Origin of the sequence: Roseobacter cerasinus (assembly GCF_009811755.1) — a bacterium.
Taxonomy (GTDB): Bacteria; Pseudomonadota; Alphaproteobacteria; order Rhodobacterales; family Rhodobacteraceae; genus Roseobacter; species Roseobacter cerasinus.
The window spans coordinates 318,915-340,608 of sequence record NZ_BLIV01000001.1 but is presented as its reverse complement, the minus strand read 5'-3'; the positions used below and the strand labels follow the sequence as shown (position 1 = coordinate 340,608).

20 protein-coding genes are annotated in these 21,694 nt (G+C 62.8%); 11 read left to right on the top strand and 9 right to left on the bottom strand.

Going from position 1 to position 21,694, the window contains the following annotated elements; translation table 11 throughout:
• Positions 1 to 27 precede the first annotated feature (27 nt).
• The 10 genes from So717_RS01745 (at position 28) to So717_RS01700 (ending at position 11,991) form a co-directional block, all read left to right on the top strand.
• Positions 28 to 279: a DUF2484 family protein gene (locus So717_RS01745; protein ID WP_159974485.1), complete on the top strand. Its 252-nt coding sequence runs from the start codon at positions 28 to 30 to the stop codon at positions 277 to 279.
• Positions 276 to 1,205: a UDP-N-acetylmuramate dehydrogenase gene (gene murB / locus So717_RS01740; protein ID WP_159974484.1), complete on the top strand. Its 930-nt coding sequence runs from the start codon at positions 276 to 278 to the stop codon at positions 1,203 to 1,205. The genes So717_RS01745 and murB overlap by 4 nt, the downstream gene beginning before the upstream one ends.
• A gap of 163 nt (positions 1,206 to 1,368) precedes the next feature.
• On the top strand, positions 1,369 to 2,247 hold the full coding sequence (locus tag So717_RS01735; protein WP_438810629.1) for a D-alanine--D-alanine ligase: 879 nt from the start codon (positions 1,369 to 1,371) through the stop codon (positions 2,245 to 2,247).
• Positions 2,235 to 3,110 carry a cell division protein FtsQ/DivIB gene (locus So717_RS01730; RefSeq protein WP_159974482.1) on the top strand — a complete coding sequence of 292 codons (876 nt, stop codon included), beginning with the start codon at positions 2,235 to 2,237 and terminating at the stop codon, positions 3,108 to 3,110. The genes So717_RS01735 and So717_RS01730 overlap by 13 nt, the downstream gene beginning before the upstream one ends.
• Positions 3,111 to 4,445, top strand: a complete 1,335-nt coding sequence (ftsA, locus tag So717_RS01725) for a cell division protein FtsA (protein WP_174238976.1) — start codon at positions 3,111 to 3,113, stop codon at positions 4,443 to 4,445.
• Positions 4,446 to 4,801: 356 nt separating this feature from the next.
• Positions 4,802 to 6,403 carry a cell division protein FtsZ gene (ftsZ, locus tag So717_RS01720; protein ID WP_159974481.1) on the top strand — a complete coding sequence of 534 codons (1,602 nt, stop codon included), beginning with the start codon at positions 4,802 to 4,804 and terminating at the stop codon, positions 6,401 to 6,403.
• Positions 6,404 to 6,610: 207 nt separating this feature from the next.
• Positions 6,611 to 7,534, top strand: coding sequence for a UDP-3-O-acyl-N-acetylglucosamine deacetylase (gene lpxC / locus So717_RS01715; protein ID WP_159974480.1), 924 nt, complete (start codon positions 6,611 to 6,613; stop codon positions 7,532 to 7,534).
• A gap of 167 nt (positions 7,535 to 7,701) precedes the next feature.
• Positions 7,702 to 8,559 (top strand): outer membrane protein assembly factor BamD, encoded by an 858-nt coding sequence (locus tag So717_RS01710; RefSeq protein WP_159974479.1) that lies wholly within the window; start codon positions 7,702 to 7,704, stop codon positions 8,557 to 8,559.
• A 26-nt stretch (positions 8,560 to 8,585) separates the two neighbouring features.
• Positions 8,586 to 10,238: a DNA repair protein RecN gene (recN, locus tag So717_RS01705; RefSeq protein ID WP_159974478.1), complete on the top strand. Its 1,653-nt coding sequence runs from the start codon at positions 8,586 to 8,588 to the stop codon at positions 10,236 to 10,238.
• 67 nt (positions 10,239 to 10,305) lie between these two features.
• On the top strand, positions 10,306 to 11,991 hold the full coding sequence (locus So717_RS01700) for a chloride channel protein (RefSeq protein ID WP_159974477.1): 1,686 nt from the start codon (positions 10,306 to 10,308) through the stop codon (positions 11,989 to 11,991).
• Between the two features lie 52 nt (positions 11,992 to 12,043).
• Here So717_RS01700 and So717_RS01695 read toward each other — a convergent pair whose 3' ends face one another.
• From So717_RS01695 to So717_RS01670, 6 genes are all read right to left on the bottom strand, one after another.
• Positions 12,044 to 12,388 (bottom strand): DUF427 domain-containing protein, encoded by a 345-nt coding sequence (locus So717_RS01695; RefSeq protein WP_159974476.1) that lies wholly within the window; start codon positions 12,386 to 12,388, stop codon positions 12,044 to 12,046.
• Between the two features lie 66 nt (positions 12,389 to 12,454).
• Positions 12,455 to 14,245 (bottom strand): aminopeptidase P family protein, encoded by a 1,791-nt coding sequence (locus tag So717_RS01690; protein ID WP_159974475.1) that lies wholly within the window; start codon positions 14,243 to 14,245, stop codon positions 12,455 to 12,457.
• Between the two features lie 50 nt (positions 14,246 to 14,295).
• Positions 14,296 to 16,173 carry a cobaltochelatase subunit CobT gene (cobT, locus tag So717_RS01685; protein ID WP_159974474.1) on the bottom strand — a complete coding sequence of 626 codons (1,878 nt, stop codon included), beginning with the start codon at positions 16,171 to 16,173 and terminating at the stop codon, positions 14,296 to 14,298.
• A 149-nt stretch (positions 16,174 to 16,322) separates the two neighbouring features.
• A complete protein-coding gene (locus tag So717_RS01680) occupies positions 16,323 to 16,799 on the bottom strand; it encodes a hypothetical protein (RefSeq protein ID WP_238840598.1) in 477 nt (158 codons plus the stop codon).
• A gap of 40 nt (positions 16,800 to 16,839) precedes the next feature.
• On the bottom strand, positions 16,840 to 17,826 hold the full coding sequence (cobS, locus tag So717_RS01675; protein ID WP_159974472.1) for a cobaltochelatase subunit CobS: 987 nt from the start codon (positions 17,824 to 17,826) through the stop codon (positions 16,840 to 16,842).
• Between the two features lie 123 nt (positions 17,827 to 17,949).
• On the bottom strand, positions 17,950 to 18,576 hold the full coding sequence (locus So717_RS01670; protein WP_159974471.1) for a J domain-containing protein: 627 nt from the start codon (positions 18,574 to 18,576) through the stop codon (positions 17,950 to 17,952).
• A gap of 74 nt (positions 18,577 to 18,650) precedes the next feature.
• Between So717_RS01670 and So717_RS01665 the strand changes: the two genes are divergently transcribed.
• The gene (locus tag So717_RS01665; RefSeq protein WP_159974470.1) at positions 18,651 to 18,908 is read left to right on the top strand and encodes a BolA family protein; all 258 of its coding nucleotides are present in this window, start codon (positions 18,651 to 18,653) and stop codon (positions 18,906 to 18,908) included.
• Between the two features lie 9 nt (positions 18,909 to 18,917).
• Here So717_RS01665 and So717_RS01660 read toward each other — a convergent pair whose 3' ends face one another.
• The 3 genes from So717_RS01660 to So717_RS01650 all read right to left on the bottom strand — a co-directional run bounded on the left by So717_RS01660 (position 18,918) and on the right by So717_RS01650 (position 21,449).
• Positions 18,918 to 19,337: a DUF4177 domain-containing protein gene (locus So717_RS01660; protein ID WP_159974469.1), complete on the bottom strand. Its 420-nt coding sequence runs from the start codon at positions 19,335 to 19,337 to the stop codon at positions 18,918 to 18,920.
• A gap of 25 nt (positions 19,338 to 19,362) precedes the next feature.
• Positions 19,363 to 20,874, bottom strand: a complete 1,512-nt coding sequence (gene gatB, locus So717_RS01655; protein ID WP_159974468.1) for an Asp-tRNA(Asn)/Glu-tRNA(Gln) amidotransferase subunit GatB — start codon at positions 20,872 to 20,874, stop codon at positions 19,363 to 19,365.
• A gap of 83 nt (positions 20,875 to 20,957) precedes the next feature.
• Positions 20,958 to 21,449: a hypothetical protein gene (locus So717_RS01650; RefSeq protein WP_159974467.1), complete on the bottom strand. Its 492-nt coding sequence runs from the start codon at positions 21,447 to 21,449 to the stop codon at positions 20,958 to 20,960.
• Between the last annotated feature and the right edge of the window lie 245 nt (positions 21,450 to 21,694).

The following is a 21,694-nucleotide window of genomic DNA, read 5'->3' as shown; positions in this document are numbered from 1 at the left end:
GACCTGCGACACACCGGAGCGCGAGCAATGAGCCTGCCGCTGATCCTCGCAGCCCTCTGGGCGGTGGTGGCCAATGTGCTGGCCATGGCGCCCAGCAAGGACAACCACTGGCGCAGCGCCTATGCGCTGATTGCCGTCGGCATTCCCATTGTGGGCTATGTCACGTGGCTGCACGGGCCCTGGGTGGGCATTCTTGTGATGGCGGCGGGTGTCTCGATGCTGCGCTGGCCGGTTATCTATCTGGGCCGCTGGATCAAGAGCCGCACGCTACACCGATGAGCAGCCTGCCGGATGTCCGTGGCCGCCTGACGCCCAACCGCAGCTTGAGCGATCTGACCTGGCTGCGCGTCGGCGGCCCGGCGGATTGGCTGTTCCAGCCCGCTGATCTGCAGGATCTGCAAAAGTTTCTCGCCGGTTTGCCCTCTGATATCGCCGTATTCCCGATGGGGGTGGGCTCCAACCTGATTGTGCGCGATGGCGGGCTGCGCGCCGTGGTGATCCGCCTGGGGCGCGGGTTCAATGGCATTGAGATTGACGGAGCGCGGGTCGTCGCCGGAGCGGCGGCGCTGGATGCGCATGTGGCCCGGAAAGCGGCTGATGCGGGGCTGGATCTGACCTTTTTGCGCACCATTCCGGGCAGCATAGGCGGCGCGATCCGCATGAACGCGGGCTGCTATGGCAGCTATACGGCGGATGTGCTGGTCGAGGCGCAGGCCGTGACGCGCGCGGGCGACATGGTGACGCTGACGCCGGAGGATCTGACCTTTGCCTACCGCCACAGCACGTTGCCCGAGGGCTGGGTGCTGACCTCTGCGACCTTCGAGGCGCCGCAGGGCGACCCGCAGGCGCTGCATGCGCGGATGGAGGAGCAGTTGGCCAAGCGTGACGCCACGCAGCCCACCAAGGACCGCAGCGCAGGCTCCACCTTTCGCAACCCGGCGGGGTTTTCCTCCACCGGACGCAGCGACGATGTGCACGACCTCAAGGCCTGGAAGGTGATCGACGACGCGGGCTTGCGCGGCGCGCGGCAGGGCGGGGCGCAGATGAGCGAGAAACACCCCAACTTCCTGATCAACACTGGCGATGCCACCGCCGCCGATCTCGAAGGATTGGGTGAGCAGGTTCGAAAAAAGGTTTACGCTCAAAGTGGGATCACGCTAGAATGGGAAATCAAGCGCGTCGGTGACAGGACCCTGCCGGACTAACCCACGGTTAACCATGGTGTCCGCAGACTGCGGGCGAGGATACAGGCGGTGATCTGGCGGCAACAGCCGGACCCAAACAAGACAACAAGGGCCGGAACGGCCTGATAGATGAGGCACCAGCGTGGGTCAGTCGAGCAGGACACCCCAGCGTGTGGCGGTATTGATGGGCGGCCCTTCGGCTGAGCGCGATGTGTCGCTGTCGAGCGGGCGAGCCTGTGCTGCCGCGTTGCGCGGGGAAGGATTTGAGGTCACCGAGGTTGATGCCGGCCCGGACCTTTGCGCCGTGCTGACTGATCTGAAACCCGACGCGGTGCTGAACTGCCTGCACGGCCGCTGGGGCGAGGATGGCTGCGTACAGGGGTTGCTGGAATGGATGCGCATTCCCTATTCGCATTCCGGCGTGCTGGCCTCCGCCCTCGCCATGGACAAACAGCGCAGCAAGGCGGCCTTCGCTGCGGCGGGGTTGCCGACGGTGGAGAGCGTGATTGCCGCGTCGACAGAGGTGCGGACGCGGCACGTGATGGCGCCGCCCTATGTGGTGAAACCCAACAACGAAGGCTCCTCCGTCGGCGTCTATCTGGTGCATGACGGCGCGAATGGGCCGCCGCAGCTCTCTGCCGATATGCCCAAGGAAGTCATGGTCGAGACCTTCGCGCCGGGGCGCGAGTTGACCACGACCGTGTTGGGTGACCGGGCGCTGACCGTGACGGATATTCTCACCGACGGCTGGTATGATTACGACGCCAAGTACAAGCCGGGCGGCTCGCGCCACGTGGTCCCTGCCGACGTGCCGCAGGACATCTTTGACCTTTGCATGGACTATGCGCTGCGCGCGCATCAGGCGCTGGGGTGTCGCGGGGTCAGCCGCACGGACTTCCGCTGGGACGAGACACGCGGTGCCGCTGGCTTGATCCTGCTTGAGACCAACACGCAACCCGGCATGACCGAAACCTCGCTCACCCCTGAACAGGCACAGGCTTGCGGGATGAGCTTTGGCCAGCTCTGCGCCTGGATGGTGGAGGATGCCTTATGCGGTCGCTGAGACGTCACACCCCGGCCTATTCCGACCCTGCGCCCTCCCGCTGGGCCTGGCGCATGCAGCGATTGATGCTGACGCCGGCTTTCCTGCTTTTGCTGCGCACGGGCCTGCCGTTGGTGCTGATCGCGGGGGGGGCGACCTGGTGGTTGTCGGATGAGGGCAATCGCAACACCATCTGGGAGGCCGTGTCGGAAGCCCGCGCCAGTTTCGAGACGCGGCCCGAGTTCATGGTGCATCTGATGAGCATCGATGGCGACGATGATGATCTGGCGGATGATATCCGTGAAGTGGTGCCGCTGAACTTCCCGGTCAGCTCCTTTGATCTGAACCTTCAGCAGATCCGCGACACGGTTGCCGCGCTGCCGCCTGTGAAATCGGTGGGCGTGCGGGTTCGCCCGGGCGGCATCCTGCAGGTCGACGTCACGCCGCGCACGCCGGTGGCCATCTGGCGCAGCCCCAAAGGCCTGACCTTGATCGACATCACCGGCGCGCACCTGGGAAAGATCAACAAACGCCTCGACCGGGCGGACCTGATGGTGATCGCGGGCAAGGGTGCCGAGGCGCAGGTGAAAGAGGCGCTGGATCTCTACCGCGCGGCGGCCCCGCTGGGGGATCGCCTGCGCGGGTTGGTGCGCATGGGCGAACGGCGGTGGGACGTGGTGCTCGACCGTCAGCAGCGCATCCTGCTGCCCGAGGAAGGCGCCGTGGAGGCGCTGGACCGGGTGATCGCGCTGGATGCGGCACAAGACATGCTGGCGCGCGATCTGGTGCGGGTGGATTTGCGGCTGGGCGCGCGCCCGACCGTGCAGATGAGTGAACAGGCCGCCACGCTGTGGTGGGAAATAAGAAAGACCTCGGGGCAGTAAATGATGGATTTATACGAACGCCAACGCCAGATGCGGAACATGCGCAAGGCGGCCATGCAACGCGGTGTGGTGGCGATTCTGGATGTGGGCAGCTCGAAAATCTCCTGTCTTGTGCTGCGCTTTGACGGCATGGGCGATCTGAGCGATGAGGGCGAGATTGGCTCGCTCGCCGGGCAGTCGCAGTTCCGTGTGATTGGTGCTGCCACGACGCGCTCGCGCGGCGTGCGTTTTGGCGAGATCTGCGCCATGCAGGAGACGGAGCGCGCGATCCGCACCGCGCTGCAAGCCGCGCAGAAAATGGCCAATATCCGGGTCGATCACGTCATTGCCTGTTTTTCGGGCGCTGACCCGCGCTCTTACGGGCTGGATGCGCAGATCCCGCTTGAGGGGCAGGCCGTCGATGAACAGGATGTGGCGCGTGTGCTGGCCGCCTGTGACGTGCCCGACTATGGCCCGGGGCGTGAGGTGCTGCACGCGCAGCCGGTGAATTTTGCGCTCGATCACCGCTCTGGCCTCAGTGACCCACGTGGGCAACTGGGCAACGCGCTCTCGGTCGATATGCATATGCTGACGATTGATGGCGCCGCAATTCAACATCTGGCGCATTGCATCAAGCGCTGCGATCTGGAGCTGGCGGGCATCGCCTCCTCGGCCTATGTCAGCGGCATCGCGGCGTTGGTGGAGGATGAACAGGAGCTGGGCGCGGCCTGCATCGACCTTGGCGGCGGGGCGACCAGCGTGTCGATCTTCATCAAGAAACACATGATCTACGCGGACTCTGTGCGCATGGGTGGTGATCATGTGACAGGCGACATTTCCATGGGCCTGCAGGTGCCCATGGCCATGGCTGAACGGATCAAGACCATGCACGGCGGTGTGCACGCCACCGGTATGGACGACCGCGAGATGATCGAGATCGGCGGCGACACAGGCGATTTTGAGCATGACCGCCGAACTGCCAGCCGGGCGGAAGTCATTGGCATCATGCGCCCGCGTGTCGAAGAGATCCTCGAAGAGGTGCGCGCGCGGCTCGACGCCGCCGGGTTTGACCACCTGCCCAGCCAGCAGATCGTGCTGACGGGTGGCGGCAGCCAGATCCCTGGGTTGGATGGGCTGGCCAGCAAGATCCTGGGCCAGCAGGTGCGGCTTGGGCGCCCCCTGCGGGTGCATGGCTTGCCACAGGTGGCCACAGGCCCGAGCTTTGCTTCGGTGGTGGGGCTGACGCTCTTCGCCGCGCATCCACAGGACGAATGGTGGGATTTCGACATCCCGGCGGAACGCTACCCCAGCCGGTCGCTCAAGCGCGCAGTGCGCTGGTTTCGCGACAACTGGTAGACGAATCACGGGGTGACGCGCCGCGCTCGGCGTGGTACTCAATTCTCAAGGCCCGTCAGAGGCCCAACGGCGGTCGAGCAGTCGTCCGCATATCGAGATTTCAGCGCGACTCGCGCGCCGCGGGCCTGGCCCGCGACCCATAGTGCTGTGCGCTGCATTGTGTCCACTGCGCAGGGTTGCGCGACATCTTGCCAATACCCCCCGCCTTCAGGGGTATTTAGGCCGTTTCAACCCACATTTTGTGGTGGATGTGTGTTTTTTGCGTGACGCTTCGGCATGCAGCAGGTAGTCTTGGGGCGGAATAGGCACCCAAAAAAGCCCGCGAATGCGGGACAAAAACACAGGCGGATATACCAATGACCCTTACTCTTTCCATGCCCGGACAAACTGACCTCAGACCACGGATCACTGTGTTCGGTGTGGGGGGCGCCGGGGGCAACGCGGTCAACAACATGATCGAGAAAGAGCTCGACGGGGTTGAGTTCGTCGTGGCGAACACCGATGCGCAGGCGTTGCAGCAGGCCAAATCCGACAACCGTGTGCAGCTTGGCATCAAGGTCACCGAAGGGCTGGGCGCCGGGGCGCGGGCCAGCGTGGGCGCGGCGGCGGCGGAAGAGAGCATCGAGCAGATTGTCGATCACCTTGCGGGCGCGCACATGTGCTTTATCACCGCCGGGATGGGCGGTGGTACGGGCACAGGGGCTGCGCCGATCATCGCGCAGGCCGCACGCGAGTTGGGCGTTCTGACCGTAGGCGTTGTGACCAAACCTTTCCAGTTCGAAGGCGCCAAGCGGATGCGCCAGGCCGAGGATGGCGTGGAGTCGCTGCAAAAGGTGGTCGACACGCTGATCATCATCCCCAACCAGAACCTCTTCCGACTGGCGAATGAAAAAACCACCTTCACCGAAGCTTTCTCCATGGCGGATGACGTGCTCTATCAGGGTGTGAAAGGCGTGACCGACCTGATGGTGCGCCCCGGCCTGATCAACCTCGACTTTGCCGACGTGCGCGCCGTGATGGACGAAATGGGCAAGGCGATGATGGGCACAGGCGAGTCCGACGGCGAAGATCGCGCCATTCAAGCTGCCGAGAAGGCGATTGCCAATCCGCTGCTGGACGAAATCAGCCTGCGCGGCGCCAAAGGCGTGCTGATCAACATCACCGGTGGGCACGACCTCACGCTCTTTGAACTCGACGAGGCGGCCAACCGCATTCGCGAAGAGGTGGACCCGGATGCCAACATCATTGTGGGCTCGACGCTCGACACGGACATGGGCGGCACCATGCGGGTCAGTGTCGTTGCGACTGGCATCGACGCCATGGATGTGAACACGGACATTCCGGTGCCGCGCCGGTCGCTGTCGCAGCCGTTGACGCCCGTCGCCGCAGTTGAGGATGAGCAGCCTGAAAACGCTGTTGCCGCGCTGCATGAGGCGGAGCCGGTCCACGCCGCAGCAGAGACGACGGATGAACCCTCCCTTTTTGGCGATCTGGAAGCGGATCAGCCGTTCCAGTCTGACGAGGTGGCCTTTGAGACGCCAACGGAGGTTGAGGATGATCTGCCCGCGCCGGCCTATCAACCTCAGGTAGCGGCCTTCGAGCCGACGCGTGTCGATGCACCCGCCGAGCCTGAGGCCTTTGTTGCGCCGCGTGCGCCAGCACCGGGCACACCGTCGCCCGAAGCCATGGCACGTCTCCGGACCGCTGCGCAAAAAGCCGCGCCGCAGCCTGTGCAGCGCGCCGCGGTGGCACCGGCCGATCAGGGGGAGCGCCCGCGGTTCGGGATCAACTCCTTGATCAACCGCATGACCGGTCAGGCCGAAGGCGGTGCGCCCTCGGCAACGCGCCAGCAGCCGCCGGTTCAGCAACAGCGGACCGCGCAGGCACCACAGGAACAGGCTGACCCCGATCAGGATCGCATCGAAATTCCCGCATTTTTGCGGCGTCAGGCGAACTGATATCTTCACGAAATGCCGAAAAAGGGCCGCAATCTTGTGGCCCTTTTTTGTTTTAGCGCCAAATAGTTAGGGTAACTTCGGCGCCTTTGCGCTCAAATGTAACAGGAGTGTTTCAGACCGTTGCAAAGATTGAGTTGAGGGTTGAGGGGGCAGTCCATAGTTAGGATGCCAACAGGGACCAAAGGTCCTGAGGTTTGTGGGGCAATTGTGCAGACAACGATCAAATCGCCGATCAGCTTTTCCGGCTGCGGTCTCCATACGGGTCACAAGGCCACGGTCACCATCCGGCCCGCAACTGCGGAGCACGGCATTTGGTTCTCGCGCGTGGACATTGCTGTCGGTGATCGCCTGATCCCCGCGCGCTGGGACGCGGTATTGCGCTCCCCGCTATGCACCAAGATTGAAAACGCGGCTGGTCTGCAAGTCTCCACGGTGGAGCACATCATGGCGGCGCTGGCAGGGTGCGGCGTGCACAACGCGCTGGTTGAGATCGATGGGCCGGAAGTTCCGATCCTCGACGGATCCGCAGCACCTTTTGTGCGTGGCATCATGCAGCGTGGCCTGCGCACTTTGGCGGCCCCCGTTCGAGCCTTTGAAGTGTTGAAGCCGGTCACTGTGACCGATGGTCAGGCAAGTGCGACGCTGGCGCCTGCGGATACACTCCGCATCGATTTCGAGATCGATTTTGCCGATACCGCAATTGGTCACCAAAAAAAGTCGCTGGTTATGAACAACGGCAGCTTTGCACGCGAACTCTGCGATAGCCGGACGTTCTGCCGTCAATCGGATGTGGATGCGATGCGCGCCAACGGTCTGGCCTTGGGTGGCGCATCGGGCGAAAATGCCGTTGTTTTCGACGGCGACCGCGTGGTCAGCCCGGGTGGTCTGCGCCACCAGGACGAGCCCGTGCGTCACAAGATGTTGGATGCGCTTGGCGATCTGGCCTTGGCGGGGGCACCTCTCATCGGTCATTACACCGGTGTTCGGGCGGGGCATTCGATGACAAACACCTTGCTGCGGCAGCTTTTTGCGACACCAGGCGCGGCGCGCATGATTGTCTGCGACAGCAATACAGCCGGTCGGCTGCCGGGCTATGGCCTTGTCTGGGATGAAATTCCGGCTGTCGCCTGACCCGAATGCTGCGCGCGATTTAGCCGCACGCGACGTGACGTGGCCCACCCCAAACACCGATCTTCACAATGCGCGCAATGGGCGTTTTGCATGTCAGATTTCTGTGCTAGGACCACTCAAGCGTGGTCAAGACACTGCGTCGGGGTACGGAACGAGGGTGGCAGAGCATGAGTAAGCCTGGGTCGCGAAAACCAGTGGTTATGGCAGTTGTGGTGGCCGCGATTTTGGCGGGCTGTGGTAACGGCGGCAATCGCGGGTTTCTGAATCCTGAAGATGCCGCGCTTGAAACTTTCTCGCCCGAACAGATCTTCGAGCGTGGCGAGTTTGAATTGAACCGCAGCCGGCCCGAAGAGGCTGCGTTCTTTTTCTCGGAGATCGAGCGTCTCTACCCCTATTCCGATTGGGCGCGGCGCGCGCTGATCATGCAGGCGTTTTCCTATCATCGGGACCAGGATTACCCAAACAGCCGGTCTGCCGCACAGCGGTTCATCGATTTTTACCCGCAGGATGATGATGCGGCTTACGCACAATATCTTCTGGCGCTGAGCTATTATGACCAGATTGACGAGGTGGGCCGCGATCAGGGTCTGACCTTCCAGGCGCTTCAAGCGCTGCGCGAAGTGATCGAGCGCTATCCAGAGAGCGATTATGCACGCTCCTCCATTCTCAAGTTTGATCTGGCCTTCGACCATCTCGCGGCCAAGGAGATGGAGATCGGGCGATACTACCTGCGTCGCGGGCACTACACCGCCGCGATCAACCGCTTTCGCGTGGTGGTGGAGGATTTCCAGACCACGACTCACACGCCGGAGGCGCTGCACCGGCTTGTGGAAGCCTACCTGTCTCTGGGCCTGACCGATGAAGCACGGACAGCGGGTGCGATCCTTGGGTTCAACTACCGCTCGACCGATTGGTATGAGGACAGCTTTGCGCTTTTGACCGGTCAGGGGCTGACGCTGGAGGCGGCGGGGGACGGCTGGTTGCGGCAGGTCTATCGCCAGACGGTGAAGGGCGAATGGCTCTGATCCCATGCTCATGACGGGTGGCGGTCATGCTGCGCGGGCTTGATATCACGGACATGCTGATCATCGACCGGCTGGAGCTGAGCTTTCAGCCGGGTCTCAACGTACTGACAGGAGAAACCGGTGCAGGCAAGTCTATCTTATTGGATTCGCTGGGGTTTGTTCTGGGCTGGCGCGGACGGGCGGATCTTGTCCGGCAGGGGGCCGCGCAGGGGGAGGTGACCGCTTGGTTCGACCTGCCCGAAGGCCACCCCGCGCGGGCCGTTCTGGAAGAGGCCGGGTTGCCCGTTGATGACGAGTTGATCTTGCGGCGCGTCAACACGGCCGATGGCCGCAAGACCGCCTGGGTCAACGACCGGCGTTGTTCCGGCGAGGTGTTGCGGCAGTTGTCCGAGACCTTGGTAGAGCTGCATGGCCAGCATGATGATCGGGGCCTTTTGAATACGCGTGGCCATCGTGCGATCCTTGACGCCTTTGGTGGGTTGGACGACTTGCGCTCTGCCTGTCGCGCGGCCTGGTCTGCGCAGGGGCGCGCGGCCAAGGCCCTGGCTGCGGCAGAGGCTCGCGTGGCGGCGATCCGCGAGGAAGAGGACTATCTGCGCCACGCGGTTGCGGAACTGGATGATCTTTCGCCTGAGCCGGGCGAAGAGGCAGCGCTCGACGTACGTCGCCGTGCCATGCAGGGGGCCGAGCGGATCCGTAGCGACGTGATCCGCGCCTATGAGATCCTTGGTGGCCAGCAAGGCGCAGAGACAGCCTTGGGAGAGGCCCTGCGTTGGCTGGACGGGGCGGCTGAGCAGGCGGAGGGGACCCTTGAGGCGCCCATGGCCGCCCTCTCGCGGGCGATGGTGGAGCTGGACGAGGCGACCTCGGGGTTGTCCACGGCCATCGAAGGCCTGTCGTTTGACCCGACGGAATTGGAAGAGACTGAAGAGCGGCTTTTTGCGATCCGGGCGCTGGCGCGCAAACACGATGTGCTGCCGGATGACCTGGCCGGGTTTGCGGACACGCTGCGCGGCAAACTCGCAGCACTTGATGCGGGCGCGGCAGATGTGGCGGCGTTGCGGAGTGATCTCAAGGTGGCGCGGGCGGCTTATACCACTGCTGCGGCGGATCTGACCGCCGCCCGCTGCGAAGCGGCAACACGTCTCGACAGGGCCGTGACCACCGAGCTTGCGCCGCTCAAGATGGAACGGGCGGTTTTCGAGACCCGCATCACACCTGACACATCGGGCCCGGACGGCACGGATGCCGTGGCTTTCACCGTGGCCACAAACCCCGGCGCACCTGCCGGGCCGTTGAACAAGATCGCCTCGGGCGGCGAGCTCAGCCGCTTTTTGCTGGCGCTCAAGGTCTGCCTGACCAAGGACCAATCCGGCCTCACCATGATCTTCGATGAAATCGACCGGGGGGTCGGAGGCGCCACGGCGGATGCGGTGGGGCGCAGGCTGTCGGCTATCGCAGCGGAGGGCCAGGTGCTGGTCGTGACCCATTCCCCACAGGTCGCCGCCCTTGGCGCGCATCATTGGCGCGTTGAGAAGCACGTCAACGACGGTATGACCACCTCGACCGTCGTGCCTCTGCCCCAACCCGATCGCGTGGATGAAATCGCACGGATGCTGTCGGGCGATACGATCACCGAAGAGGCACGCGGCGCTGCACGCGCGCTCTTGGCCGGATGAGGGGCGCAAAGACCTTTCCCCCCGGCGCCGCTTGACCTAGACCAATAGTAGCCAGAGTTTGAGCCGCATGTCCCGCCCACCCCGATCCCGCCTTTCCCACCAAGTTGATGTGGCGTTGACCAGATGCCGGGATGGGCTGCGGCTGGTGCGGCACCGGGGGCCGACACAGATCCAGTTCTGGTTCATTGCGCTTCTGATCGGGATCGCAGCGGGTTTTGCAGCGCTGTTCTTCCGCAAGGGTGTGAATGCGCTGCAGACCTACCTCTACGGCACCGAGGACGTGCGGCTGTTGCACAGCTTTGCGGAATCCCTGCCGTGGTATCTGGTGCTGATCATCCCGATCTGTGGCGGGCTTGTGGTTGGCCTGATCCTGCACTTTTTCACCAAGGATGCGCGTGCTCGCTCGGTGGCCGATGTGATCCACGGGGCCGCCATGCACGACGGGCGGGTTGAGACGCGGGCGGGGCTGGCCTCGGCGCTGGCGTCGATGATCACGCTGGGCACGGGCGGATCAACGGGTCGAGAGGGGCCGGTTGTGCACCTGGCCGCGGTGATCTCCACCTGGGTCAACCGCCGCATCCATGCGGATGGGATCACCGGGCGCGACCTTCTGGGCTGTGCTGTGGCTGCTGCTGTCTCGGCCAGCTTCAACGCGCCGATTGCGGGCGCGCTCTTTGCTCTGGAGGTGGTGTTGCGCCACTTTGCGGTGCACGCCTTCGCCCCCATCGTGATCGCCAGTGCGGCGGGCACCGTGATCAACCGGCTGGAGTTCGGCGGGGTGACCGAGTTTAGCCTGACCACCGTGAACGAGGTGCAGTTCTATCAGGAAATGCCCGCCTATCTCCTCCTCGGTCTGGTCTGTGGCTTGGTCGCCGTGGCCTTCATGAAGGCGATCTTCTGGGCGGATGATTTCGGCACCAGGGTGCAGCGCCAGACGGGCATACCCCGCTGGCTGCGTCCGGCCATCGCAGGTGCCATGCTGGGCACCATCGCGATCTGGTTCCCGCATATCATTGGTGTGGGTTACGAGACGACGTTCCTGGCCATGGACGGCCAGTTGATGCTGCATGAGGCAGTCATCTTTGCCGTGCTCAAGGCCATCGCTGTGGCCATCACCATGGCGGGCCGTATGGGAGGCGGGGTGTTTTCGCCGTCACTGATGGTGGGCGCGCTGACGGGGCTGAGCTTCGGGCTGATCGCCACGGGTATTTTCCCGGATGTATCAGGATCGATCTCGCTTTATGCGCTGGCGGGTACAGGGGCGGTGGCGGCGGCAGTGTTGGGGGCGCCGATCTCCACCACTCTGATTGTCTTTGAACTGACCGGCGACTGGCAGACCGGGCTGGCGGTGATGGTCGCAGTGTCGATGTCGACGGCTCTGGCTTCCCGGCTGGTGGATCGCAGCTTTTTCCTCACCCAGCTGGAGCGTCGGGGCATTCACCTTGCTGCCGGGCCGCAGGCCTACCTTCTGGCCATGTTCCGGGTGGGGCCGGTTATGCGCCCCATGGATCATGAGCAGGCCGCGCAGGAACATCTGTGCTGGGAGATGATCAAAGAGGGCGTCTACATCGACAGCAACGCAACACTGGAATCGGCCATGCCGATGTTTGAGACCGGCGTGCGCTTCATCCCCGTTGTCACCCTGAGCACCGACGCCGCACCGCCCGAGCTGCAAGGGGCCTTGTTCCATGTGGATGCGCTGAAGGTTTACAATCGCGCGCTGGCTGCAACGGCGGCTGAAGAGCACTCCTGAACAGCACCTGCACCTCTCCGTGCTCGCAAGGTGGCCCCCGGCGTGGCTCGACCTACAGCTGCTCCACCGTAACATCGCCGGTCGTGTAGAAGGCCAGATGGTCCTTGATGCGCGCAACACCTTCTTTCGGGGTCTCATAAGACCAGGCCACATCAACCAGCGTCTGGCTTTTGGTCACAACCGAGAAATAACTGGCGTCGCCCTTATGTGGGCAGTGCGAGCGTTTCTCCGTCTGGTCCAGAAACGCCATCGCGATGTCACTGCGGGGGAAGTAGATCACCGGCGGATAGTCACCTTCGGTCAACTCCAGCGCGTCCGAGCTTTCGCCCAGGACGGCACCGCCTGCGCGCACGCTCCATGTGCCATCCGCCTTCCGGATTGTGATGTGATCTGCCATGGTTGCGTTTCCCCCTGGTGTCTCTATCCGCCCTGCGTGTAACAGAACGACAACGCCGATCCGCTGTCAGATCGGCGCCACCGCGGCATCCAACCATGTTTTTGCGCCGGACGATAGGCGCGGGCCGATTTTTTCTGCAACCTCAGCGTGGTAGCTGTTCAACCAGTCGCGCTCTGCTGGAGTGAGCATGTCCGTCACGATCAGCCGCTGGTCAATGGGCGCAAAGGTCAGCGTGCGCCAATTGAGCATCTTGCGGTGATCATCGCCGCCCGGCAGCGGCGGCGCCTCCTGTGCCACAATCAGGTTTTCAATGCGAATGCCGAAGGCGCCCTCGCGGTAATACCCCGGTTCATTCGACAGGATCATGCCGGGCTTGATCGGCACATGGCTCGCCCGGCTCAGCCGTTGCGGCCCCTCATGCACGCTCAGATAAGCACCGACCCCATGCCCCAACCCATGGTCAAAGTCCTGCCCCGCCAGCCAGAGCGGCATGCGCCCGATGGCCTCGATGTCGCGCCCGGCCAGCCCCTGCGGCCAGCGCAGGCGGCTCATCGCGATCATGCCCTGCAACACCCGCGTGAACGCCGCGCAGGCCTCTTGGGGTGGTGTCCCGATGGCGATGGTGCGGGTGATATCGGTGGTGCCGTCAAGGTATTGGCCGCCACTGTCGAGCACGATCAGCTGCCCATCTTCGAGCGTGCTGTCGGTCTCTTCGGTCACGCGATAGTGCATGATCGCACCGTTTGGGCCGGTGCCTGCAATGGTCTCGAAGCTGATGCCCTGCAGCGCGTTGTCGAAACGGCGCAACTGCTCCAGCCGGGTCACCACCTGCGTCTCCTTCAGACTTCCGATGGGCTGGGCATCAAGCCAGGCCAGCAGTTCCACCACAGCGGCCCCGTCCCGCAGATGTGCGGCCGCAGCCCCCGCAATCTCTGCCGGGTTCTTGCAGGCTTTGGGCACCGCGCAGGGATCACTGCCAAAGGCAGCCCGGTCCCCCAATCGCTCGGCCAGAACATAGGGCACCGTGTCCCGGTCCACGCGCACGGGTCCCGCCAATTGGTCGACCGTGCCGCCAAGCGCATCGGGGTCGTGCACCGTCACATCCGGACCGAGATGGTCGCCCACGTCTATCAGCTTCGCTGCATCCATGAAAAGATCGACGGTGCCGATGTCATGCAGAATGGCAAACCCATGTGCCACCGGGTTACGCGGAATGTCGGAGCCGCGGATGTTCAGAAGCCAACAGAGCGAATCCGGCAGGGTGATCAGGGCAGACCGCTGCCCCTCCTGTTTCAGCGTCTCCGCCAACCGGGCCCGCTTGGCCGCGTGCGGCTCACCGGCGAACTCCAGCGGATGGACCTTTACAGCCCCCATTGGCGGGTCCGGTTGGTCGCTCCAGACCCGATCCACCAGATTGTCCGAAACCCGCAGCACAACACCGCTGCCCTCCAGCGCCTTTTGCAGCGCCTGAATTTGCCCCGCGCTGTAGAGCCAGGGGTCAAAGCCGACCGTGCCGCCATCCGGCAACTGTTCGATCAACCACGGTCCAAGCCCGGTCTCGGGCCAGGCGACCGGCGTATAGACATCTGCGACCTGCGCCTTGACCTGCGTCCGGTAGCGCCCGTCAATGAACACGCCTGCAACCTGCGACAGCACGGCACAGAACCCGGCTGAGCCGGTAAACCCGGTGAGCCAGGCCAAACGCTCATCGCGCGGCGCCACATACTCCCCCTGATGTGCATCGGCGCGTGGCACGAGAAACCCGTCGAGCCCCTCGGCCTGCATGGCCTCGCGTAGGGCTTTCAGCCGGGGCGGCCCCTGTTCAGGCCGTGCCGTCACCTCAAAGGATTGAAACATGTCCGGCCCCCTTCATTGTTCCGACAAATATGCCCCCCGGAGGGTCGCTCTCAGCCTGCGCGCTTCATGCCCATAACCCGCGCCCGCGCCCGCGGATCACTGTCAAAAAGCGCAGCCAGCTGTTCGGTCATCGCACCCGCCAGCTGGTCCACATCCGTGATCGTGACCGCCCGATCATAGTACCGCGTCACATCATGCCCGATCCCAATGGCCAGCAGCTCGACCGCCCGGCGTTTCTCGACCATAGCGATCACATCGCGCAGGTGCTTCTCCAGATAGTTCGCCGGGTTGACTGACAGCGTGCTGTCATCCACCGGCGCCCCATCGGAAATCACCATCAGGATCTTGCGCGCCTCACCGCGCATCAGCATGCGCCGGTGCGCCCATTCCAGCGCCTCACCGTCGATGTTTTCTTTCAGCAGGCCTTCCTTCATCATCAGCCCCAGATTGGGCCGGGTCCGTCGCCAGGGCGCATCAGCGGACTTGTAGATGATGTGGCGCAGATCATTCAGCCGCCCGGGCTGTTGTGGTCGCCCGTCATTGAGCCAGGCCTCCCGCGCCTGCCCACCCTTCCAGGCCCGCGTGGTGAAGCCGAGAATCTCGACCTTCACGTTGCACCGCTCCAGCGTGCGGGCCAACACATCCGCGCAGATCGCCGCAATCGAAATCGGTCGCCCGCGCATGGACCCAGAGTTGTCGAGCAGCAGTGTCACCACCGTATCCCGAAAATCAGTGTCTTTCTCGACCTTGAAAGACAGCGGCGTCGTCGGGTTGGCCACAACCCGCGCCAGACGGCCCGCATCGAGCATGCCCTCCTCCAGATCGAATTCCCAGGATCGGTTCTGCTGCGCCTGCAACCGCCGCTGCAGCTTGTTCGCCAACCGGCTCACGGCGCCCTTCAAGGGCTCCAACTGCTGGTCGAGATAGGCGCGCAGGCGCTCCAGCTCAATCGGTTCCGCCAATTCCTCGGCGCCGATCTCCTCATCATGGTCGGACATATAGACCAGATAATTCGGATCCGCATCCGAAGCTTGCGGCGGGGCAGGCGGCTCCATCGGCGCCTCACCCTCGGGCATCTCAGCCTCGTCGCCCATCTCCTGATCGGCCATGTCGTCCATGGAGACCTGGGCCTGGCTCGCGTCCTGCTGCTCTTCCTGAGACTGCTCTGGCGAGCCCTCCGCCTCTTCCTCGTCCTGATCGTCTTGACCGGTGCTGTCGGGTTCGGACTCGTCGTCAGAGCCCTCTTCAGCCTCGTCTTCCTGATCCTCTTCGATCTGGTCGGGGTCGTCGCCCAGCTGATCGCCGTACCCAAGGTCGGAAATCAACTGCCGCGCCAGTTTAGCAAAAGAAGCCTGATCACTCAGCGTTTCGTCCAGATTGTCCAGCGTGCCGCCGCATTGCTCTTCGATGAACCCGCGCCAGAGCTCCATCACGTTCTGTGCCCCGGAGGGCAGATCGCGACCGGTGGCCAGATGGCGGATCAGATAGCCCGCGGCCGTGGCCAGCGGTGCGTCGGCGGCCTGTGTGACCTGGTCATAGCCCTTGCGCATCGCCTCATGGGCAATCTTGGCGTCGATGTTGCCGGCGGTGCCGGGCATGTCTCGCGCGCCCATAGCCTCGCAGCGCGCGGTCTCCATCGCCTCATAGAGGTCCCGCGCCATATCGCCCTGCGGCTGGTACTTCGCGTGCGTTTGCCCGTTGTGATAGCGGCGGTTGAGCGCCAGCGCGTCCGCTGTGCCACGCGCCAGCAGCACCTCATCCCGCGTCATCCTACGGCTGACCTGCGGCAAGCGCATTGCATCCCCCGACAGCCCTGCCGGATCGACCGAATAGGAGACCGACAGCTCCGGGTCATTGGCCATCACTTTGGTGGCCTCACCAAGGGCTTTTTTGAAGGCGTCTGCGGGGTTGTCGGAAGGTTTGCTCATGAGCCGCCTTGTTTAGATCGTCGGTGGTTGCTTTTGGGCGAGTGCTGTTTGTTGCCTACGTTTGCTAGATCGGTGAAGACCGCTTTGCTTGTCGCGGTTCCTTGTCAGTTTATGGAAACAGCGGACTGTTTCCAGACGTCAGTGGAAGTCTAACTTGCACGTTTTTTGGTTCCCTTCGACAAGACATTTCGGCAGGTTTTGGCATCTTGTTCCAATATAGCGGGCGCTACTACAGTTTTGCCGGCCTTTTCACGCGCTGCTGCGTGTACACCTACGAACACCAAGTAACTATGGAAATACGCGTCAGTATTTCGATCAGCCGTGCGATTTGCTAGTTCAATGTCTTTTTTTTGAGCATCGGTGTCGACTAGCTCATGGGCCGCCAAGGTTTGAGCGTGTTGCGATGCCTGCGCATTTACAACCGTCACATTCATGAGTTCTGGTTGCAGCCTCGCAGCCTCTCCCGAGGTCAACCACGAGTGAAAGCGATACAGCCCTGCGCAACGGGAAAACTGCTCGTAGTCGTTGAGCCGCCCTTCATTCATATCTTCCTTTAGAGGCCGTACAACTATTTTGGGTTCGACCGGAGGAGGCGTTGGTGTGCAGGCGGTTGTTAATAACACCATTGCAGCGGCTGTCGCCAAAGAACACTTCGAGCGCACCAACTTACCCCAAGCTCACACTCGCGGCACTCTCTGGGAGTTCCTCGTCGAACAGGCGCTGGTAGAATTCGGCGACCGTCTGCCGCTCCAGCTCGTCGCATTTGTTGAGGAAGGACAGGCGGAAGGCGTAGCCCACGTTGCGGAAGATCTCGGCGTTCTGCGCCCAGGCGATGACCGTTCGGGGCGACATCACCGTTGACAGGTCGCCGTTCATGAAGGCCGTGCGGGTGAGGTCGGCCACGGTTACCATCTGCTTGACGATCTTGCGGCCTTTTTCGGTGTTGTAGTGCGGGTTCTTGGACAGGACGATCGCGGTTTCCGCATCGATGCTGAGATAGTTCAGCGTCGCGACCAGCGACCAGCGGTCCATCTGACCCTGGTTGATCTGTTGGGTGCCGTGGTAGAGGCCCGTTGTGTCGCCCAGGCCCACGGTGTTGGCCGTGGCGAAGATGCGGAAGTAGGGGTGCGGTGTGATCACCTGGTTCTGGTCGAGCAGGGTCAGCTTGCCGTCCACCTCCAGCACGCGCTGGATCACGAACATCACATCCGCGCGGCCCGCGTCGTATTCGTCAAAGACAATAGCCGTGGGGTTGCGCAGCGCCCAGGGCAGGATGCCTTCCTGAAAATCGGTGACCTGCTTGCCGTCTTTCAGCTTGATTGCATCTTTGCCGATCAGGTCGATCCGGCTGATGTGGCTGTCGAGGTTCACACGCACGGCGGGCCAGTTCAGACGGCTGGCCACCTGTTCGATGTGCGTCGATTTGCCCGTGCCGTGATAGCCCTGGATCATCACGCGGCGGTTATGCGCAAAGCCCGCCAGGATCGCGAGGGTCGTGTCCGGGTCGAACTTATAGGTGGTGTCCAGCTCGGGCACGCGGTCGCTGCGGTCAGCGAAGCCCTTCACAACCATATCCGTGTCGATGCCAAAGACGTCGCGGACGTGGATCTCTTCGGTGGGCTTCATGTTGATGTCCAATGCGCCGTCGGCCATGAGGTGTCACCCCTATACAAAACTGAGAAATGGGACCCGCCTAGGCCCGGCCCTTCTGGTGCAACATATATGGAGCAGGCGCAAGGGAAAGGGGGCGGTCCAGTTGGACAAAAGCGTAAGCCATCAGTCCTTGAAATTGCGGCTGCCCTTGATCTGATCCCAGGCCCAGACAACCTCCTGCAGTTGCTCTTCCTGGCTGCGGTCTCCGCCGTTCATGTCGGGGTGCAGCACCTTGATCAGCGCCTTGTAAGCCTTGCGCACCTCGGGCTTGGTCCATGTGTCCTTGGCCTCTAGGATCTCCAGCGCGCGGCGCTCGGTTGGGGGCAGGCGTCGGCCCGCGCCACCGCCCCGCCCGGGGTTCTGCGTGGCATTGGCGCCCAGCACCTGATGCGGGTCCTCGATGCCCAGACGCGCCCAGGCACGCGCTTCGGGGTCGCCGAGCGGTTTTGTCGCGCGCTCCCACACCTTGTCTTTCGACATCTGGGCGTTCAACTCTGCCTCGGTGGTGCCGTCGAAGAAATTCCACTTCAGATTATACTCGCGCACATGCTCCTGACAGAACCAATAGAAGTCATCCAGCACGTCCGGTGCCTTCGGTGCGCGGTATTTGCCCGGCTTGTTGCACCCGTCCTTGTCGCAGATCCGTGTCGATGTCTCGGACGCACCGGACATCCCGCGCCGACCGCGCGGATTCTTCTTCTTGGACGAAGAAACAGACATATCGAATCCGAAAGGATCAGGTTTGGACATATTGACACCTATACGAGTTGAGGCGGCCTAGTTTAAACTGCAGGCTGAAAGAGGAAAGAGGCATCAGCAAAAAAATGTCTAAACGTCAGCAGATTGAGGACCGGTTGCGCGAAGCGTTTTCACCGCGTGAACTTCAGGTCGTGGACGATAGCGAAAGTCATCGTGGCCACGCGGGCTATCCGGAGGGCGGCGAAAGCCACTTCAACGTGGCCATCCGCGCAGCGGAGTTCAAGGACATGAACCGCGTTGCGCGACATCGTGCGATCCACGCGGCCCTGGGGCCGAAACTGATCGCGGACATCCACGCCTTGGCGCTGGATGTGGACGCTTAGACCGCTGGCCTAGGATTCGGATTTTTCGTTTTTTGGCGTGTCAGACAGCTCTTCGGGCGCAGGAGGTGTCTTGGCGCCGTCCGGGACTTCGGAGGGCCGCGTGGCGGCATCTTTGCTTGCCGGGTCCGACGTTGTCAGTTGAGGCTCGGCGCGGAGGGTGGTTGCGTCGGGCATGAAACTATCCGAGGGCTCGTCGCTCACAGGTTTGCGAAACACCAGCAGGTTGCGCCACGTGGTTGTCGTTGAGGTCAAACCAGAGCGCTCGACAGATGGTAACGCCTCGGCGCGCTGGTACTCCCAGCCGTCCGCGGCCATCTCATTCATCAGGCCTTCGACGGTGTGGGCAAAGCGTGCTTCGGGCGTCTTTAGGCCCTTGGCCTTGATGCCACGATTGGGGGCGGGGATCACCCTGTATTGATATTTGGCCATGGCTCGGCCTCCGCTGTGAGGGGCGTCAGCCTTTAAGCTTTTGCGACACCAGCTGGTTCACGACTTTCGGATTGGCTTTGCCGCCCGTGGCCTTCATCACCTGACCGACGAACCAGCCTGCCAGCTTGGGGTTCTCTTGCGCCTTGGCCACCTGATCGGGGTTCGCGGCGATGATTTCATCGACAGCGGCCTCGATGGCGCCGGTGTCGGTGACCTGCTTCATGCCGCGCGCCTCGACGATCTCGGCCGGGTCCCCGCCTTCGGTGTAGACGATCTCGAAGAGCTCCTTGGCGATTTTGCCGGAGATGGCATCGGAGGCGATCAGATCAATCACACCACCCAGTTGTGCCGGTGAGACGGGGCTGTCGGTGATGTCGGTGTCGTCCTTTTTCAGACGCCCAAACAGCTCATTGATCACCCAGTTCGCGGCCATCTTGCCGTCGCGGCCCTTGGCCACCGCTTCGAAGTACCCGGCGCTGTCCAAATCGGCGGTCAGGACGCTCGCGTCATAATCGCTCAAGCCGAAATCCGCGATGAATCGTGCCTTCTTGGCATCGGGCAGTTCGGGCAAGTTGGCCCCGATGTCATCAACCCAGGCCTGCTCGATTTCCAGCGGCAGAAGGTCGGGATCGGGGAAGTAGCGATAGTCATGCGCCTCTTCCTTGGAGCGCATGGAGCGAGTCTCGTTCTTGTCCGGGTCGTAGAGCCGGGTTTCCTGATCAACTGTGCCGCCTGCCTCAACAATGGCGATTTGCCGCCGCGCCTCGACGTCGATGGCTTGTTGGATGAACCGCATGGAGTTCATGTTCTTGATTTCGCAGCGGGTGCCCAGATGGCTGAAATCCTGCGTTGCCTGATACTTCTCGTAGTCGCCGGGGCGACAGATTGAGACGTTTACGTCGGCGCGCAGGTTGCCGTTCTGCATATTGCCGTCGCAGGTGCCCAAGTACCGCAGGATCTGGCGCAGCTTGGCCACATAGGCGGCGGCTTCTTCGGGGCCGCGAATGTCGGGGCGGCTGACAATCTCCATCAGCGCCACGCCGGTGCGGTTGAGGTCCACGAAGGACATGTTCGGGTCCATGTCGTGGATGCTCTTCCCCGCGTCCTGTTCCAGGTGAATGCGTTCGACCCGCACGAGCCGCGCCGTCCCGTCGCCCATCTCAACCAGCACCTCACCCTCGCCGACGATGGGGTGGTAGAGCTGCGAAATCTGATAGCCCTGCGGCAAGTCGGGGTAGAAATAATTCTTGCGGTCGAAGGCGGAGGTCAGGTTGATCGCCGCCTTCAGCCCCAGACCGGTGCGCACGGCCTGTTCCACGCAGAATTCATTGATCGTGGGCAACATGCCGGGCATCGCCGCATCCACGAAAGAGACGTTATTGTTGGGTTCAGCCCCGAATTTGGTGGAGGCGGCAGAGAAGAGTTTCGCCTTTGACGTGACCTGCGCGTGCACCTCCATGCCGATAACCAGTTCCCAGTCATGTTTGGCGCCCGCAATCACTTTGGGCTCGGGGGTGTCGTAGGTCAGGTCAAGCATCGGGTCCCTCGTCAGGCAGGTCGGCGTGTCCGAGGGGTTTAGGGCAGCGCAGGGCTTGCTGCAAGCCCTGCCGCTTGAGCGCTTTAGCGGGCGGTCGGCATGTCGCGCCAGCGCAGGTCGATGCTGCGATCTGCCTGATCGGGCAAGCGTTTGCGCGGCATCATGCGGGCCTCGCTGCTGAAGTCCTCGTTGATCCGCACGACGATGAGGCAGCAGAAGGGTTGCGACAGATCGACGGTGATAATGTCATGCGGCCCGCCGGGCGCCAGTGTGATGATCTGGGCGGCGTCCAGATCATACTCTCCCTGCACCGGGTCTGATGCCGGAAGGTCAAAGGCGATGGCCGCGTGAATGCGGGCGATCCCTTCATAGATGGGCAGGTGCAGCCCTGTCAGCTCATGATAGGCGCGCGCGCATTGGATCATCCGCAGATGAAGGCTGTGCAACCGTGCCTGCGGGTCGTCGGATGGAGCCGCACAGGGCGCGCTTGTGTGCTGCGGTGGGGCAGCTTGCCGATGCCAGTCGATCCAATCGCCGCTGTCCCAATGTGCTGCGTCTGCTGGAATATTGCTCATGATGCCTCGTCTCCCATGTCGATACCCTTCCCTCACAGCCATCCGGTGCCGCTTTCGACCCGACCGCGCTGCAAGACCACAGACAGGTTACAATCGCCGCCTTGTGGCGCTGTCTGCGCGCAAGTGATTGCTCAAACGTTTGTTGGCCCCGCTACTTGTGCTTATTGCCCGGGTTTTAAGGCTAAAAAATGACGCCAGCACGAAAATATGTCATTGTTTCCCGCCCTGCGGGAAGACAGGATGAC

Bases quoted from the DNA above. Each gene is read 5' to 3' on its own strand.
- So717_RS01745 (WP_159974485.1), top strand. From the start codon at position 28: ATGAGCCTGCCGCTGATCCTCGCAGCCCTCTGGGCGGTGGTGGCCAAT.
- murB (WP_159974484.1), top strand. From the start codon at position 276: ATGAGCAGCCTGCCGGATGTCCGTGGCCGCCTGACGCCCAACCGCAGC.
- So717_RS01735 (WP_438810629.1), top strand. From the start codon at position 1,369: ATGGGCGGCCCTTCGGCTGAGCGCGATGTGTCGCTGTCGAGCGGGCGA.
- So717_RS01730 (WP_159974482.1), top strand. From the start codon at position 2,235: ATGCGGTCGCTGAGACGTCACACCCCGGCCTATTCCGACCCTGCGCCC.
- ftsA (WP_174238976.1), top strand. From the start codon at position 3,111: ATGATGGATTTATACGAACGCCAACGCCAGATGCGGAACATGCGCAAG.
- ftsZ (WP_159974481.1), top strand. From the start codon at position 4,802: ATGACCCTTACTCTTTCCATGCCCGGACAAACTGACCTCAGACCACGG.
- So717_RS01710 (WP_159974479.1), top strand. From the start codon at position 7,702: ATGAGTAAGCCTGGGTCGCGAAAACCAGTGGTTATGGCAGTTGTGGTG.
- recN (WP_159974478.1), top strand. From the start codon at position 8,586: ATGCTGCGCGGGCTTGATATCACGGACATGCTGATCATCGACCGGCTG.
- So717_RS01700 (WP_159974477.1), top strand. From the start codon at position 10,306: ATGTCCCGCCCACCCCGATCCCGCCTTTCCCACCAAGTTGATGTGGCG.
- So717_RS01695 (WP_159974476.1), bottom strand. From the start codon at position 12,388: ATGGCAGATCACATCACAATCCGGAAGGCGGATGGCACATGGAGCGTG.
- So717_RS01690 (WP_159974475.1), bottom strand. From the start codon at position 14,245: ATGTTTCAATCCTTTGAGGTGACGGCACGGCCTGAACAGGGGCCGCCC.
- cobT (WP_159974474.1), bottom strand. From the start codon at position 16,173: ATGAGCAAACCTTCCGACAACCCCGCAGACGCCTTCAAAAAAGCCCTT.
- So717_RS01680 (WP_238840598.1), bottom strand. From the start codon at position 16,799: ATGGTGTTATTAACAACCGCCTGCACACCAACGCCTCCTCCGGTCGAA.
- cobS (WP_159974472.1), bottom strand. From the start codon at position 17,826: ATGGCCGACGGCGCATTGGACATCAACATGAAGCCCACCGAAGAGATC.
- So717_RS01670 (WP_159974471.1), bottom strand. From the start codon at position 18,576: ATGTCCAAACCTGATCCTTTCGGATTCGATATGTCTGTTTCTTCGTCC.
- So717_RS01665 (WP_159974470.1), top strand. From the start codon at position 18,651: ATGTCTAAACGTCAGCAGATTGAGGACCGGTTGCGCGAAGCGTTTTCA.
- So717_RS01660 (WP_159974469.1), bottom strand. From the start codon at position 19,337: ATGGCCAAATATCAATACAGGGTGATCCCCGCCCCCAATCGTGGCATC.
- gatB (WP_159974468.1), bottom strand. From the start codon at position 20,874: ATGCTTGACCTGACCTACGACACCCCCGAGCCCAAAGTGATTGCGGGC.
- So717_RS01650 (WP_159974467.1), bottom strand. From the start codon at position 21,449: ATGAGCAATATTCCAGCAGACGCAGCACATTGGGACAGCGGCGATTGG.